Origin of the sequence: Brevibacillus sp. Leaf182, assembly GCF_001423865.2 — a bacterium.
GTDB lineage: Bacteria > Bacillota > Bacilli > Brevibacillales > Brevibacillaceae > Brevibacillus > Brevibacillus brevis_C.
In genome coordinates, this window is sequence record NZ_LMPN02000037.1 from 633024 (window position 1) to 648486 (window position 15463).

Genomic DNA, 15463 nt, shown 5'->3' on the forward strand with positions numbered 1-15463 from the left:
GTATGCAGGGCATTCGACTAGCGTGCAAACAACCACCTTATATTTGGGAAAGTTGTTGGGTATTCATCAAAACAGCGCCGGGAAGGCTTTCTATCGAGAATTAGGAGCAGCAACCGTCAGATTTTTTCTTTTCAGGCCCGCCACCTGTCTCTCCTGTCAATGGGTTTCCGCCTGTATCCAAAATAATACGCTCCGAAACGGTGTTCGTGATCACGTTCGTGACCATTTGCAAAAGATCGTTCACATCGACCTGCGATTGCTTGAATTCCGTAACAATTGGAATGGAATCCAGCTCCTCATGCAATTGGTTGTACTCGTCTTCCACTTTTTTCACCAGTTCCGGCTTGTTGATGGATTCAAACATCACCATTTGCTTTTGCTTCTGCTTTAATGTATCAATTAAATCTTGCACACGTTCATTGTGCTTGATTTGCAGTTCGGCACGTTTGAAGAAATCAACTTCATTCGTACGCGCGATCATAGCTGCGAGTTCGCGAGCTTTCTCAAGTATGTCTTTCTGTGTATACACGTTTGTTTGTTCCATAATGACCTACACCTCAACTTTGGATACGAGTTCTCCGTGGAGTGTCCACGTTTTCGCATCTGTAATTTTTATGTGCACATACTGTCCGATCAAAGATTTGTCTCCGGTGAAATGGACCAGCTTGTTCGTACGCGTACGTCCCGCGAGCACTTCCGCATTTGTCCTCGATTCGCCTTCCACAAGTACCTCGACAACCTGATCCTGCAGTTTTTTATTCTGCTCCAGTCCGATGCGAGCCAACACTTCATTGAGTCGATACAAGCGCGCTTTTTTCACTTCCATCGGAACGTTGTCTTCCATGACAGCAGCCGGTGTACCTTCACGTGGGGAGTAAATGAAGGTGTACGCAAAATCGTACTTAACCTCTTCCACCATCGAAATGGTATCTTCGAACTGCTCGTCAGTTTCGCCTGGGAAGCCAACAATAATATCGGTAGAAAGCGAGACATTCGGGATCGCGTCCTTGATTTTGCGAACCAGCTCCAGATAATGCTCACGCGAATATTTGCGTGCCATCCGCTTGAGTACTTCTGTCGAACCGGATTGGACAGGCAAATGGATTTGCTCCACCAGGTTGCCTCCCTTTGCCAGCACCTCGATCAAGTGGTCGTCAAAATCTCTCGGATGACTTGTCGTGAAGCGCACACGCGGGATATCAATCTTGCGGATCTCGTCCATTAGATCTCCAAAACCATATTCGATATCCTCAAAATCTTTCCCATACGCATTGACGTTTTGTCCAAGAAGCATGATTTCCTTAAAGCCTTGGCGAGCAAGATCACGCACTTCCGCGATAACATCTTCCGGGCGTCGACTGCGCTCTTTTCCGCGGGTATACGGCACGATACAGTACGTACAGAACTTGTCACAGCCGTACATAATGTTAACCCAGCCCTTGGTGTTTCCTTCGCGGAGCTTCGGCATATTTTCGACGATATCGCCTTCTTTGGACCAAACCTCAATCACCATTTCTTTGCTGAACATCGCATCACGCAACAGTTCTGGCAGACGGTGAATATTGTGCGTTCCAAAAATCAAGTCAACCTGCTGGTAGCTTTTCAGGATTTTCTTGACGACTTTCTCTTCTTGGGACATACAGCCGCAAACCCCGAGGATCAGATTCGGATTGTTATTCTTGAGCCGCTTCATGTGGCCAAGCTCTCCAAATACTTTATCCTCTGCATTTTCGCGGATCGCACAGGTGTTAAATAGGATGACATCCGCATCTTCGACAGAGTCAGAGGAGGTATAGCCCATGGCCTGCAAAATACCAGAAATCGTCTCCGAATCATGCTCGTTCATTTGGCAGCCATACGTACGAACGTGATAACGCTTTCCTTTTCCGATGTTCTGCATGTCTTCCGGGATATTAAAATCGTAATGGACTAAAATCTCTTCCTTACCGCGCTTTTTCGCATCTTTCAGAGAGGGGGCCTGGAAGTATTTCGCATAGTCTTCCGTTTTCTTTGGAGACTTAACGGATTTTAAGTCCACAGTCGCCTCTTTCGTTTCCTTCATCATTTATCACCTCAGCTAAAATCATCTACATAAGTAACCAATAAAGAATTATATCATTTTGGGTGATATAAAAGCTAATGCATAATAACCATTATGAGGCAAAATATGTACGATATACTACTTGACTTGCTTTCACCCCCAGCCGATCCAAAAGCGTTCCATCCAAATCAAACAAGCATGCCCTTACCATTGGTACATGCTCCTCCTTACCTGCCAAATTTTTTGAAACTCCGTCTTTTTTCCTATTTTCACCATAATATTTTTTTCTCCTGCAACAATACAAGCCCACTCGCCGTCTGAATAGCAGTCAACAAAAACTAAATTGCCATTTTGAGGAGGTTAACATGAAAAGAGCACTAGCCGTATTTTTGTCGGTGTTGATGTTCTTAACGGTTATCCCGGTCGTTGGTGCCGCTTCCACCCCTTCGTTCTCAGACGTTCCACGTAGCCATTGGGCATACAAGGAAATTACGGAGATGGCGGCCAAAGGGATCATCAAAGGGTACGACAATGGGACGTTTCGACCGAACAATGAAGTTACCCGCGCCGAATTTGCCAAAATTATGATCGCAGCAGCAGATGTAGATATAAACAAACGCTACGTCGACCAAACCTTTAAGGATGTACCGCGTCATCACTGGGCATTTCTGTATGTGGAATACGCCAAGCCTTACTTGACAGGTTACAAATCCGGCTCCACCTACACGTATAAACCAGATCGAGCAGCAGTACGTGAAGACATTGCTGTCGCATTGGTACGCCTGTTGGGCTACGATCAAAAGTACAAAGCCGACTTGAATCAATTGAAAAAGTTCCGTGATTACGATGATATTTCGTCAGCTCTGCGTCCGTATATTGCAGTTGCGATTCAAACGGATCTGATGAAAGGATACAATGGCAATTTCCGTCCACAAGACCCGATTACTCGTGCGGAAGCTGCTTCTCTGCTCTATCGTGCTATTTTGGATCGTGACGATGATGAGAGCAAAATTGTATTCCCTAACCCTGGTCAACCGCAGCCTCAGCCAGAACCAGAGCGAATCAGTATCAGCGATTCCTTCTCTGATTCCAAATTGAAAAACTGGGATACAGACAAAGCGACAGGAAACTGGGAGGTCACTAGCAAACAAGTGACAGCCGAATCCGATGATGATGATCTGGATCACTACTTCCTGCCACTGAATTGGAATGAGTCTGACAAAGTTAAAAAATACGAATTGACCGTCGATGTCAATGTCGTAGGCAGTGAAGGTTTAGGCGGCCTTTACTTCAACGGTAAAGACGGAAAAGCCAATGTTGTATTCGTCCAAAAAGATCGCGTTGTTTTAGGCAAAGTGAATGATGTCGAAGAAGACGATATTGACATCATTACTTCTAGCTCCTACAAGCTGAAATCCAGCAACCGCTTAAAAGTGACCGTTAACGAGAATACTGTTTCCATTTACCTGAACGATCAATACTTGTTCGGTCAACAGTATGTGAAACAAGAAGGCACAAAGCTCGGTCTGTACCTGCAAGAAGAGGCAACTGAAAACGCGCCTCGCAAAACGACCTATCTGGACAATTTCTCCTTCAAGGAAACCAAATAAGGACCATATTTTGACCCGACAAGCTATTTTGGCCTGTCGGGTATTTTTTTCACTCTTCTTGACATGCATGTTCTACCAAATGGAAAAAAGATAGCGAAATCGTAGAAATAAACGCATTTCAGATGTATAATGGTAGCTATTCTTGTCCTGTGAAGGAGCCTTCCTATGTCATTTTCTGTAAATCAACCGTTTCGCTGGATGGACTCCGGTACCTACCAGGATAGTCCACTTGAGCCTTTAATCCGTGATGAAGCGTTGGCAGCCAGTATGCAATCTGAATCTGCAACCCCGGTGATTCATCTCTGGGTGTACGATCAGGCGCTCTATCTCGGCCGCAGGGACGCCAAGCTTCCTCATCTCCAGCAAGCCTTGCGTGAATTCGGTCAAGATGGCTTTGGTTGTGTTCTTCGCTCGTCTGGTGGCGCCTGTGTTCCGCTTGATGCTGGCGTACTCAATATGGCTTGTTTATTGCCTGACACTTCGATCTCCATTGACTCCTTCTTCTCATTTGTAGCCCAGCTTCTTGATGTGGGCCTGCGTGATTACGGGAAGCTGGATTTTGGAGAAGTAACGGGTTCCTACTGTGCTGGGGAATACGATTTTTCCATTCACGGTAAAAAAATTGGAGGTATGGCACAAAGACGCACGCGACACGGTTCTATTTTGCAGTTATGCATTAACGTAGATGATCGGCCACGTGGGGAATGGATGGAACGCTTTTACCGTCTTGCAGGCTTGGATGAAATGCAAAGTCATAAGCCAATTCCTTCCATTGATGCTTCTACCGTTGGCAGCATTGCGAGCTTGACTGGAAAATTGGCCACTATAGATGATGTAAAAGCACGTCTATTGGAGACAATCCGTTCTGAGTGGGCTGTATCACCTACCCCCTTTTATGTGCAAAATGAGTTAGTGACAGAGTCGAGACATCATTTGTCACAACGATTACACTTATTTTCTTATACCGCAAAAGAACTGGCCGCACCTGACTGGCACTTACCCGAATAACGGGCATGATATTTGCTTTTGATTCTCCAGGTGCTGCCGGTAAAATTCTGGAGGAATTATGAATAGCAATCGAAAGGGGACGTTTCAGGATCTGAATGCCCTTTTTGTTTTTGGGGCTCTTACTGTCTTGATGATTCACATCCTCAGTTTTTTTCTCTCAAATGAGAAGACGTATCCGTGGAATAATGATTTACAAGCTGTTCTAATCATCTTGTTAAAATTCGGTCGCTCTTTGTTTATCTTTGCAACTGGAATGCTGCTGTTTTACTGGTATCAGAACCGACAATTGGATTGGCGGGCTTTTTGGAAAAAACGCTGGCGCGCGGTTATTTTTCCTTACGTAATTTGGACAGCCATCTTCACCTATTTTAAACACCAAACTTTTGACCCTGCCGTGCTGGTAGGACCATTTTTTGATAGTCTGTTTACGGGTAGCTCATTCTACCACCTGTATTACATTCCACTTTACTTGCAACTGTGCTTGTTATTTTGCCTGATCAAACCGTGGATGGAACGGTACCTGAACTTCCGCTGGATCATCGCCCTCTTTATTGGACAAGCTGGTCTGTACGTTCTCTACCACTATTTGTTTATCAAGCCTTTATGGGCCATTGATTGGGCTGCAAACCCATTCTTGTCCCTCATCAACCACAGTTATGTTTACGGACAGCATTATGTTTTCATGTACGTATTTACGTTTGCACTCGGCGCTTATGCCGGGATGAATGTGGATAAATGGCGGACGTGGGTGAGACGCCTTCAAATACCTTCTATCGTTGTGATGGCAAGTGCAGCCGTATGGATGGCGTACAGCTATCTTTCTGGATCAAAAAGCTACTACGAGAGCATGAATATTTTCGAACCGCTTTACTTGGTGTACACACTCTGTGTCATCATCAGCTTTTATCCTGCATCCAGTTATCTCGGCAAACTGCCTAAACTCGGTCCTTGGCTTGCCCGGTTGGCAAAACAAAATATGGCTATCTATTTGGTTCATCCGTTGATCTTGTTTTTACTACAGAGCTACGTCATTCATCGTCTAGGATGGTCGACGCCGTCATTGGTTCTCGGCATGTTCGTGATTACACCGCCACTGTGCATTTTCCTTTACGAGTTGACGACGATGTCCTTTTGGTTCAATCGGAAAAAACGTGTGGAAGCAAAACCGATCCTCAAAAATCAAACGTATAAAGCGTAGCGATGAAACTGGTTTCCTCTAAACACCTAATGTAAAAAACAACATGATCTCTCATACTAGAACTAGGGACGATTGTTCCACACCTCGATTACTTGCCTGGCGTAACTGCCGGGCTTTTTTTCGTCTAATGCCCCTACCGTTTGTACCTCGCTTACGGTATCATAGAAGAGGACCACGAGCAGTGCTTACTGCTATAGACGACAGAAAGAAAAGGTGGTGGATCTGGATGAATCAAGAGATCCCATTGTTACATATTCCGATCAAAGATCTCATAATCGCGTCCACAAAGGTCGCACATGTGCAGTTAGGTAATTCGCTTGAGCACGCCCTGCTAGTCCTAATCAAGTCTGGCTATTCAGCCGTTCCTGTATTGGATCATCAGTATCGTTTGCATGGGTTAATCAGCACGAATATGATCATGAATAAAGCGCTAGGTCTGGAACGCTTCGAGACTGAGCATATGTCCGAACATATTGTAGATGATGTGATGGATACGAAGGTCCCTCGATTGCGTGACACCGATGAATTTTTGAAAGCATTGGAAGTCTCCATTAATCACCCTTTCGTCTGCATTGAAGACGACGAGCACTATTTCCAAGGAATCTTGACTCGAAAATCGATATTGGCTTTGGTATATCGTCACTTTCGCAATCTGCCCTTTCCATTGGCTGAGCAACAACAGCCGGCAGAATCATAGGTCACCGCATACGAAAAGACGGGGCAATAATTGCCACCGTCTTTTTCACATTCTTCTACGTTTCTCCTTTAAAGCATATAGCTTGGCGACAGAAGCTGATGCTTCCGTTTCTTTTTTTCCGCGAGTAATGTCTGCGCATATTCCAGTGGATGACGGTATGTTTGTTTAAACATCGCCTGCTCTCCAGCCTTGAAAAACGAATAGCGCTGATCACGCACATTGACTTCAATTAAATACGGATTGCCTCGCTCGTCAATTCCCATATCCATGCCTAGGTCTGCTAATGATGAAAAATGCCGACCGTACTGCTTCGCAATTTCCACCGCCGCTATCCCGACTCTTTCGATGACCGCTTGTTGTTGTTTCACCTCAGGAAAGATGGGTTCCAAAGCTTCCGAAAACGGTACTGCTGTCCCTCCTCGTGAGAGATTGCTCAGCTTGTTTTTCTTATTAGCGACCTTGGCAACCATCCCGCTCACAGTCCACTGTTTCTCTTTGTTTTTCTGCACGGAAACACGAATATCAAACGTTTTGCCTCCATAGCGCGCCAAAGGAATTCCTCGCTGGATCAGAAATCTTTTGTTACCAACCCAACGTCGTACCGTGGAAAGTATCTGCGAATGAGATAAAATCTGCCGTTTTTTTGATGCAATGAAGTGATAATTGGCTCCATGCCGTTCAATACGTGCTACCCCAATTCCGACCGATCCAATCGAAGGCTTGACGTACACCACCTGGTACTTATCCAAGAACTGACGCAACTGCTCCATGGAATAAGGGACTGTATGCGGCAGATAGCTGCGGATTTGTTCGTTTTTCCAGAGCATCTGGTGTACTTTTCTCTTATCCCGCACAACCAAGCCATTGAATACCGTCTTCTTTTGGCTCAATCTTCGAATCACATTCCGCGCTTTTGCATCCCCTGTCAAAACACGATTGTGGATGACTCGCGGGACTGAAACCAGTTGGGAGACGAGTCGGTTTCCGTTCCAAAAATATCCCTTGACCCTTTCATCTCCTGGCTTCACATGCCGCGGATGGAAAAAAACAGGCTCCAATCCAAGCTCTTTCCCGATTTCGACATAATAAGGCAGACGTTCATATGACTTGATGCCATGAATTCCTTTCTCCATAAGGGCCCAATCCAACATTATCCCGATTCTGTCCACGTAGATCCCCCTTGCCACATTGCTCTACATAGGGTATGTGCCAGAAAGGGCAAGAGCGTGCCTATTTTTGTACACCTCTTTCGCAATCTGACAAAATAATTGCTTTCCCATAGGATTGATGTCGGATGCTGCGCTTGCCCGGGAAAGGATCGCGTTTCGTTCTTTTTATTGTCCCCTGCGTTCGATGGCCAGTAAAAACGGAGCTTGGTTTTGCTGATTGATATATTGGTATTTTAAAACCAAATAATCTAATTGACTTAGCTCGTGGCAAAACGCTTCCACTGCCTCTTTTTCCGCCTCACCCGCCGGATGCCCCCAGTAAATCATGACCGTCATGATTCCGCCTGGTCTGAGTACCCTCAACCCTGATTGAATCGCCTGAATGGTGCTGCTCGCTTGTGTTGTGATTTCTTTGTCTCCACCCGGCAAATAGCCCAAATTAAACATAATCGCCGCGGCACTAATCTCCAGCCTGTCAATTTCCTCATGACTGGCGAGCTTCATTTCTACCCTGTTCGCCAGACCCTCTCTCTCGAGTCTCTCTCGCGTTTTCTCGATCGCCTGCTTCTGGATATCGAAGGCGATTACTTTCCCTTCTTCTTGCACCAATTGCGCAAGAAATAAGGTGTCATTTCCATTCCCCATCGTGGCGTCTACAACAGTTTCTCCTACTTGTACCCGTTCACGGATTAATTTACGTGCAACTTCTAATACATTTGGAAACACAGTCAACTCTCCTCTCTCTATATACAAACAACGCTATAAATCGATTTGCAGACCGATGCGCGCCGCATAAACTGGGCCTGCGACAAAGGCATTGGCCTCCGCGATTACTTGAGACTCCTCATAGCCGTAAAACAAATGCGTAACTAGTAAAGAACGGCAGGATAGGGATTGTGCCAATTCCGCCGCTTGGCGAACAGACAAGTGCCCATTTGGCTTCGCTGGTAAATTGTAATCCAGATAGGTCCCCTCGCAAATAAACAAATCCGCCTGACTAGCAAATCTCTCCCAGGCTGTACCTGGTCCACTGTCAGCCCCGTATACGAGGACACGTCCATTTGATTCCAAACGCATGGCGTAGCATGGATCTCCATCACCATGGTCTGTCCGTAAAAAAGTGATCGAGACGTCCCCAATGGTAACAGACGTTTCTTCGGTGATTGGGGTAAATGTGGTCGCATCTCGATACACCAATGTCTGAGCATTGGCCACTGGCAGTGCTGGTGCGAAGATCGGAAGTGGTTTGTCAGCAGGTCTTTGGCCAAATAGCTGATGAACCATCAAGCCGTACTGCATCACTCCTACATCTGCAACATGATCATGATGATAGTGAGATAAGAGCATAGCATCCAGCTCATAAATGGGCAAATGCTTGCCTAACTGTGCAAGAACACCGCTACCACAGTCGAGTAGAATTTTGACACGGTCTGTCTCAATCAAGTAACCCGGAGTAGCACCCCCTGGGCCAGGATAAGGAGATTGATAGCCTAACACGGTAACGCGCATATTCGGTTCACTCCCTCTCATAGGATGGAATAAGGTGGGACAGGAGGTCTGAGATGCAAGGAACATGGAGAGCCGCATGGCAGATCGCTTTTACGTATATTGGGACAGTCGTAGGAGCTGGTTTTGCCTCTGGCAAAGAAATTGTAGAGTTCTTTGTTCAATATGGAACACAAGGCTTAGTAGGCATCATACTGGCGACGATGCTGTTTATTTGGGCAGGCATCCGCGTCATGCTGATTGCCTATCGGATTCAGGCCGATTCCTATCAAGAAGTCAGCACCTATTTATTTGGGCATCCGTTTGGCACTGTATTTAATACCTTGCTTTTAACCGTATTGCTAGGTACTACCTCCGTCATGCTCGCTGCTACTGGCGCGATTTTTTGGGAGTCTTTTCGATTATCTCCTCAAATCGGCATTTGGTTTAGCATGATTTTGATTTTTTTCGTGACGAAAAAAGGGCTGTTTGCCATCCATCACGTAAACAGCATATTTGTTCCGATGCTCATTGGCTTTACTGTGCTCGTCTTCCTTTATACGAAGCCATGGTTAGATACGAATGTCGTCGTTGAATCGTTACGTCCTTGGGCATGGCTTAGTTCTCCCTTTTATTATGTTGCCTTAAATGTCACACTTACACAAGCGGTTTTGATTCCGATGGGCAGACAGAGTACGAGCGAGAAGCCTCTCATCCTGGGGGGAATCATGGGAGGGTTGGGAATAGGCCTTCTTCTCTTGCTCGCCTATGCTTCTCTGTCTGTAAAAATGCCGGGTATCCATCACGCGGAAATGCCCATGATTGCTGTGCTGCAAGGCTTGGGACCGACTATTCCCTTTTTGTTCTCCCTATTGGTGTATGCGGAAATTTTCTCGACTCTTGTGGCAAACGTATTTGGCCTAGCCCAGCAGATTAGACAAGTTACTCCACTTCGAGGTCCAACTATTTTACTGGGGATTTTACTAATTTGTTATTTGATCAGTTTTATCGGGTTTAGCTCGCTTCTCCGCTTCCTGTATCCACTTTTTGGTCAACTGGTCGTCTTTTTCCTTGTCATGCTAGTGTATAGGCAGTGGCGCGATCGTATGTAATAAAAAAACCTCTCCCGTTAAGGAGAGGTTTTCCACTCTATCAAACTTAAGCAAATTCTTTAACCAATTTTTCGAAGTCTTCTTCAGACAAGCGAATGTCTTGGTTCACCAAACCTTGTTCTTTGAAGCCATTTACGAGAGCTTCGTAAGGTTTTTGCTCAGTGTTTTGGTAGATCAGACCTGTAATCAGGCCTTTGTGTTGCATAGAGGTAGACATTGCTTTGATACGGTCATGTGGATCGTATCCTTCGATCGTGTCTACTGGTACGATGTTCTCTTTGAACCAGTCGTACGTATTTACCTTGTTGTAGGTTACACAAGGGCTGAATACGTTGATCAAGGAGAAGCCTTCGTGTTGGATACCTTTTTCAATCAGTTCAGTCAAGCCCTTCAGATCGCTAGAGAAGGATTGAGCAACGAAAGTCGCACCTACAGACAGCGCCAGTTCAACTGGAGAAATGGAGGACTCGATGGAACCTGCCGGTGTAGACTTGGTCACGAAACCAGTCGCGGAACGCGGGGAGGTTTGACCTTTTGTCAGACCGTAGATTTGGTTATCCATTACGATGTACGTAACGTTCATATTACGACGGATAGCGTGTACAGTATGGCCCATACCGATCGCGAAACCATCCCCGTCACCACCAGCTGCAATAACTGTCAGCTCGCGGTTCGCCATTTTCACACCTTGTGCGATTGGCAGGGAACGTCCGTGAATACCGTGGAAACCATAACAGTTGATGTAGCCGGAAATACGACCAGAGCAACCGATACCGGAAACAACCGCCAGATTTTCAGGTTCCAGACCTACGTTCGCTGCAGCGCGTTGAATAGCCGCTTGGATGGAGAAGTCTCCACAGCCTGGGCACCAGTTTGGCTTAACGTTATTTCGAAACTCTTTCATAGTCGCCATGTTTTACCAGCTCCTTCACTTCAGCATAGATTTCCTTCGGCAGGAATGGGTTACCGTCATATTTAAGCACGGATTCGATTTTTTCAGCGTTTCCAACGTGTTGTTTGAGCAAGCTTGTTACTTGCGCTTGAGCGTTGTGCTCAACAACAACAACTTTCTTCGCTTTGTCTACGAGTGCTTTGATTTCTTCAGTTGGGAACGGATGCAGCAAACGGATTTGTGCATGGTTTACTTTCATTCCCTCTTGTTCCAGACGGCCTTTTGCTTCTTGAATCGTACCAATTGTGGAGTTGATACCCACAACCAGAACATCCGCGTCAGCGTGAGGAGCATCTGCTGTTACAGCGCCTTTGAAGTTTTTCAGGACGCCTTCCATTTTGCGCATACGTTTATCCATTTGTTGAATACGGTTTGCAGCATTCTCAGATGGACGACCAGTTTGATCATGCTCAACACCAGTTACATGGTGCAGACCGTATTTTTGACCAGGAATCACACGAGGAGAAACGCCGTCTTCTGTTACTTCATAACGTTTGAACAGGTCGTTTTGCTCTTTTTCTGGCAATTCTTGTCCAGCAAGCAGTTTTCCGCGACGGATTTCTACTTTGCTGTAGTCAAATGGAACAACGGTTTGTTTACCCAAGGACAGCGTCAAGTCTGTCATCAGGATAACTGGCAGTTGGTATTCTTCCGCAATGTTAAACGCTTCAACTGCATCGTAGAAGCACTCTTCTACTGTGCTTGGCGCGATAACTACTTTTGGAATATCACCATGCGTACCATAGATCATAGCATTCACATCGGATTGCTCAATTTTGGTAGGCATACCGGTAGATGGGCCACCACGCTGTGTGTTCACGATTACAACTGGTTGTTCCGTGATACCAGCCAGACCAATTGCTTCCATCATCAGGGACAGACCAGGACCTGCAGAAGCAGTCAAGGAACGAGCACCCGCGAAGTTAGCACCGATTGCCATCGTTACAGCAGCAATCTCGTCTTCTGTTTGGATAACAGTACCGCCCAATTTAGGCAGCTTTTTAATCAAGTATTCCATTACTTCGGAAGCAGGTGTGATCGGGTAAGCTGGCATGAAACGGCAGCCTGCTGCTACAGCACCCAGAGCGATCGCATCGTTACCGATGAGGAACAGTTGTTTTTGTGGATCAGCCTTTTCCATTTGGAACTCAGGCAGTTGACCACCAGTCAATTCATTTACGAAATCAAAACCGCGGCGAATGGCATCCATGTTCTTTTCAACCACTTTTTCGCCCTTGCGGAGGAACATATCTTCAACGATGGGACGGAAGCTTTCCACTGAAATGCCGAGGATGGCACTAGACGCACCAATCGACACCATGTTTTTCATCAGGGAAGTTCCCAGCTCATCAGCGATTTCAGTCAGTGGTACAGTGAAGAAGCGAACTGGCTTCAAGCCGTCCGGCAATTTTGGATTAAATTTCGCATCCGCGATAATGATACCGCCTTCACGCAGCTCATGCGCATTGAAATCGATCGTCTCTTGGTCAAACGCTACGAGAATGTCCAGATCGTCAGAGATCGCACGCATTGGCGTTGTGCTCACGCGAATTTTATTGTTCGTGTGTCCACCCTTAATACGGGAAGAGAAGTGACGGTAGCTATACAGATGGTACCCCATCCGGTTCATCGCCATCGAGAAAATCTCACCAGTACTCTCGATGCCCTCCCCTTGCTGTCCTCCAACTTTCCAGGAAAGTTGACTAATCATTCAGATTCCACCCTTTCAGTGACTGTGAGAAAAGCTGCCTATCACACCTTGAAAAGACTGATAAGATGTGACATTTCTGTGCATAGACAGTAACAATTGTAGTCCTGTCCATGTCAAATTGCAAGTGCTTTTACTCAACTTACTTTTGACCTGAATTTTAATGTTGAACTTGGTACATTAATATCCTCATGCTTTATTGTAGCACGTTTCCGAAAACACGCAACCAATTTCCTTGCACAAATTTCAATACTTCCGCCTCTTTATAACGTTTTAACAAAGCTTCTAGTAACTGGGAGTAATCTGCCGCAGATGCCATGTCTCCAAACGTCTCGGTGATCCCATCGAAATCGGAGCCAAAACCTACGTGGTCTACGCCACCCAACGCGCAGATGTGATCCAAATGGCGCAACAAGTCATCGATCCAAACCGTGCGCTTCTCCGATACGGTAAAGAAGTCTACAAACGTCAAGCCGATCGCGCCATCTTTGGCGATTAACGCTCGTATTTGCTCGTCCGTCAAATTGCGAGAGTGATGGCATAGGCTTCTCACATTCGAGTGTGAAGCGATCACTGGTGCTTTCGAGCATTCTAGTACATCCCAGAATCCTGGATCGGCCAAATGCGAAACATCAATAATCATCCCCAGCCGATTCATTTCATCAATGACTTCTCGTCCAAATGAAGTCAGTCCACCTGGATTCGGCTCTGCATTTCCACTCGCTAGGGCATTGCCATGATTCCAGGTCAGCGTCATTCCCCGTACTCCAAGCCGGAACCACGTACGTAGCTGAACCAGACTCTCTTCTAATGCATGCGCGCCTTCTACAAACAGAATAGCCCCTTTCTGTCCCTTTAATACGCATTCAGCCAAATCTGCCTTTGTGAAAATGGGTCGGAATTTTTCACTCACCTCTTGATAAAAAATATCGACCATTTCTAGTACAGTATGAAAACGTCGTCCAAAAGGCACATGAGAAGGGACAAAACAGGCAAGCACTTGTATGTCTACATTCCCTTTTTCAAGAGCGGTAAAACCTGCTTGCAAGAGCTTGTCTTCTTTATAGAAATCCAAATCGGGGTTCTGCCATAGCTTGCATAATACATCGCTATGCGCATCAAAGATTTTCATATGGAAACGCTCCTTCTCTTCGATCACTTCGGAATTCATACTTCTGGACAAACGAAAAAACCTGTTCATTCTTCGAACAAACAGGCAGGTGAAGCATTTGCAGTTGTATCATCTGGGTTCTACGATTAATTTGATTGCAGTTCGTTCTTCTCCATCAATCACGATGTCGGTAAAGGCTGGAATACAAATGAGGTCAACTCCACTCGGCGCTACGAACCCTCGTGCGATTGCTACTGCCTTCACAGCTTGATTAAGCGCCCCAGCGCCAATGGCTTGGATCTCAGCCGCTCCTCGTTCACGAAGAACTCCGGCAAGGGCACCAGCAACGGAATTGGGGTTAGACTTTGCTGAAACTTTTAATACTTCCATCCTTTTTGAACCTCCCGTCTGATAGGAATCCTGTCATCATTAGAATGATATTCGCATAACCCCTAAAAATTCCTGCTAACTCGCTTGAAAGATTCAAAAAATTCTAATCTTATTCCCATTATTCCATAAACGGATGGTCAGAGTCAATTCTGATTCGCTCCATTTTTTTCGCATGCCCCGTCGCTTTATCTAGCGTAATCAACACCGCATTCAACTGCGCAGGGTCTGGCGCTACCTCAAAGCGAACAGGGAGCTGCGTCAAAAATTTCTTAATAACAGCTTCGCGTTCCATCCCCAAAATGCCATTACTTGGGCCACACATTCCCACATCACACAAAAATCCGGTTCCTTGAGGCAAAATCCGTTCATCAGCAGTTTGCACATGGGTATGCGTCCCCACGACCGCTGTTACCTTCCCATCGAGATACCATGACATTGCTTGCTTTTCCGATGTAGCTTCCGCATGAAAGTCTACAAAAATGAGCTTCGTACGTTTCCGAGCTTGCTCTACTAGCTTGTCAGCCATTTGGAAAGGACAATCGAGCGGTGGCAAGAATGTACGCCCCATCAAATTAATAACGGCTAGTTCCCCTTCAGGTTGCTTGATATATGTAATCCCTTTTCCAGGAGCCCCTTCCGGGAAGTTCGCAGGTCTGATCATCCGCGGCTCATCATCAATAAAATCGAAAATTTCTCTTTGATCCCACGTATGATTCCCGAGCGTAATCGCGTGAACACCCCACTCAAAAAGCTCCTTGGTAATTTTCTCTGTGATCCCGCGACCATGCGCAGCGTTCTCTCCATTCGCTACGATAAAGGTAGGACTGTATTTTCGTTTCAGTAATGGCAAATATGTTTTCACGATCTCTCTGCCAGGCGAGCCCATAATATCTCCAATGAATAACAACTTCATTACCCAATCACCTCATTGCTAGTATACACAATTCCTCTGCTCAGTAGAAAACTTGACTTCGTCGAGCAT

Annotated in this window: 15 protein-coding genes; 5 read left to right on the forward strand and 10 right to left on the reverse strand. The window is 45.9% G+C overall.

The features are described 5' to 3' along the window. Positions 1 to 100 precede the first annotated feature (100 nt). A complete protein-coding gene (locus tag ASG16_RS29875) occupies positions 101 to 544 on the reverse strand; it encodes a YlbF/YmcA family competence regulator (protein ID WP_056488276.1) in 444 nt (147 codons plus the stop codon). Between the two features lie 6 nt (positions 545 to 550). Next, positions 551 to 2062, reverse strand: a complete 1512-nt coding sequence (gene miaB / locus ASG16_RS29880; RefSeq protein WP_048033378.1) for a tRNA (N6-isopentenyl adenosine(37)-C2)-methylthiotransferase MiaB — start codon at positions 2060 to 2062, stop codon at positions 551 to 553. Between the two features lie 344 nt (positions 2063 to 2406). On the opposite strand from miaB, the gene ASG16_RS29885 reads away from it, so the two are divergent. The 4 genes from ASG16_RS29885 (at position 2407) to cbpB (ending at position 6554) form a co-directional block, all read left to right on the forward strand. Continuing rightward, entirely contained in the window at positions 2407 to 3651 is a 1245-nt protein-coding gene (locus ASG16_RS29885) for an S-layer homology domain-containing protein (protein ID WP_056488279.1), read from the forward strand. A gap of 165 nt (positions 3652 to 3816) precedes the next feature. Continuing rightward, positions 3817 to 4659: a lipoate--protein ligase family protein gene (locus ASG16_RS29890; protein WP_056488282.1), complete on the forward strand. Its 843-nt coding sequence runs from the start codon at positions 3817 to 3819 to the stop codon at positions 4657 to 4659. Between the two features lie 58 nt (positions 4660 to 4717). Beyond that, on the forward strand, positions 4718 to 5857 hold the full coding sequence (locus ASG16_RS29895; protein WP_056488284.1) for an acyltransferase: 1140 nt from the start codon (positions 4718 to 4720) through the stop codon (positions 5855 to 5857). A gap of 226 nt (positions 5858 to 6083) precedes the next feature. Next, the gene (gene cbpB / locus ASG16_RS29900; protein ID WP_056488287.1) at positions 6084 to 6554 is read left to right on the forward strand and encodes a cyclic-di-AMP-binding protein CbpB; all 471 of its coding nucleotides are present in this window, start codon (positions 6084 to 6086) and stop codon (positions 6552 to 6554) included. A 68-nt stretch (positions 6555 to 6622) separates the two neighbouring features. On the opposite strand, the gene ASG16_RS29905 is transcribed toward cbpB, so the two are convergent. The 3 genes from ASG16_RS29905 to ASG16_RS29915 all read right to left on the reverse strand — a co-directional run bounded on the left by ASG16_RS29905 (position 6623) and on the right by ASG16_RS29915 (position 9232). Next, positions 6623 to 7723, reverse strand: coding sequence for a YheC/YheD family endospore coat-associated protein (locus ASG16_RS29905; RefSeq protein WP_048033384.1), 1101 nt, complete (start codon positions 7721 to 7723; stop codon positions 6623 to 6625). 165 nt (positions 7724 to 7888) lie between these two features. Further along, on the reverse strand, positions 7889 to 8449 hold the full coding sequence (mnmM, locus tag ASG16_RS29910; protein ID WP_056488289.1) for a tRNA 5-(aminomethyl)-2-thiouridylate-methyltransferase MnmM: 561 nt from the start codon (positions 8447 to 8449) through the stop codon (positions 7889 to 7891). Positions 8450 to 8482: 33 nt separating this feature from the next. Next, positions 8483 to 9232: an MBL fold metallo-hydrolase gene (locus ASG16_RS29915; protein ID WP_056488293.1), complete on the reverse strand. Its 750-nt coding sequence runs from the start codon at positions 9230 to 9232 to the stop codon at positions 8483 to 8485. 53 nt (positions 9233 to 9285) lie between these two features. Between ASG16_RS29915 and ASG16_RS29920 the strand changes: the two genes are divergently transcribed. Then, complete coding sequence (locus ASG16_RS29920; RefSeq protein WP_056488296.1) at positions 9286 to 10320, forward strand: YkvI family membrane protein; 1035 nt, start codon at positions 9286 to 9288, stop codon at positions 10318 to 10320. Between the two features lie 46 nt (positions 10321 to 10366). Here the strand turns inward: ASG16_RS29920 and ASG16_RS29925 are convergent, their stop codons facing one another. The 5 genes from ASG16_RS29925 to ASG16_RS29945 form a co-directional block, all read right to left on the reverse strand. Then, positions 10367 to 11233: a 2-oxoacid:ferredoxin oxidoreductase subunit beta gene (locus ASG16_RS29925; protein ID WP_048033388.1), complete on the reverse strand. Its 867-nt coding sequence runs from the start codon at positions 11231 to 11233 to the stop codon at positions 10367 to 10369. Continuing rightward, on the reverse strand, positions 11205 to 12983 hold the full coding sequence (locus tag ASG16_RS29930) for a 2-oxoacid:acceptor oxidoreductase subunit alpha (RefSeq protein ID WP_048033389.1): 1779 nt from the start codon (positions 12981 to 12983) through the stop codon (positions 11205 to 11207). Before ASG16_RS29930 ends, ASG16_RS29925 begins: the two co-directional genes overlap by 29 nt. Positions 12984 to 13176: 193 nt before the next feature. Further along, positions 13177 to 14112, reverse strand: coding sequence for a dipeptidase (locus tag ASG16_RS29935; protein ID WP_056488299.1), 936 nt, complete (start codon positions 14110 to 14112; stop codon positions 13177 to 13179). A gap of 108 nt (positions 14113 to 14220) precedes the next feature. Continuing rightward, a complete protein-coding gene (spoVS, locus tag ASG16_RS29940) occupies positions 14221 to 14481 on the reverse strand; it encodes a stage V sporulation protein SpoVS (RefSeq protein WP_003385776.1) in 261 nt (86 codons plus the stop codon). A 118-nt stretch (positions 14482 to 14599) separates the two neighbouring features. Beyond that, a complete protein-coding gene (locus tag ASG16_RS29945) occupies positions 14600 to 15394 on the reverse strand; it encodes a TIGR00282 family metallophosphoesterase (RefSeq protein ID WP_056488300.1) in 795 nt (264 codons plus the stop codon). Positions 15395 to 15463: the final 69 nt, after the last annotated feature.

Excerpts from the sequence above, each read along its gene's own strand:
- ASG16_RS29875 (WP_056488276.1), bottom strand. The coding sequence starts at position 544 with ATGGAACAAACAAACGTGTATACACAGAAAGACATACTTGAGAAAGCT.
- miaB (WP_048033378.1), bottom strand. The coding sequence starts at position 2,062 with ATGAAGGAAACGAAAGAGGCGACTGTGGACTTAAAATCCGTTAAGTCT.
- ASG16_RS29885 (WP_056488279.1), top strand. The coding sequence starts at position 2,407 with ATGAAAAGAGCACTAGCCGTATTTTTGTCGGTGTTGATGTTCTTAACG.
- ASG16_RS29890 (WP_056488282.1), top strand. The coding sequence starts at position 3,817 with ATGTCATTTTCTGTAAATCAACCGTTTCGCTGGATGGACTCCGGTACC.
- ASG16_RS29895 (WP_056488284.1), top strand. The coding sequence starts at position 4,718 with ATGAATAGCAATCGAAAGGGGACGTTTCAGGATCTGAATGCCCTTTTT.
- cbpB (WP_056488287.1), top strand. The coding sequence starts at position 6,084 with ATGAATCAAGAGATCCCATTGTTACATATTCCGATCAAAGATCTCATA.
- ASG16_RS29915 (WP_056488293.1), bottom strand. The coding sequence starts at position 9,232 with ATGCGCGTTACCGTGTTAGGCTATCAATCTCCTTATCCTGGCCCAGGG.
- ASG16_RS29920 (WP_056488296.1), top strand. The coding sequence starts at position 9,286 with ATGCAAGGAACATGGAGAGCCGCATGGCAGATCGCTTTTACGTATATT.
- ASG16_RS29925 (WP_048033388.1), bottom strand. The coding sequence starts at position 11,233 with ATGGCGACTATGAAAGAGTTTCGAAATAACGTTAAGCCAAACTGGTGC.
- ASG16_RS29930 (WP_048033389.1), bottom strand. The coding sequence starts at position 12,983 with ATGATTAGTCAACTTTCCTGGAAAGTTGGAGGACAGCAAGGGGAGGGC.
- ASG16_RS29935 (WP_056488299.1), bottom strand. The coding sequence starts at position 14,112 with ATGAAAATCTTTGATGCGCATAGCGATGTATTATGCAAGCTATGGCAG.
- spoVS (WP_003385776.1), bottom strand. The coding sequence starts at position 14,481 with ATGGAAGTATTAAAAGTTTCAGCAAAGTCTAACCCCAATTCCGTTGCT.
- ASG16_RS29945 (WP_056488300.1), bottom strand. The coding sequence starts at position 15,394 with ATGAAGTTGTTATTCATTGGAGATATTATGGGCTCGCCTGGCAGAGAG.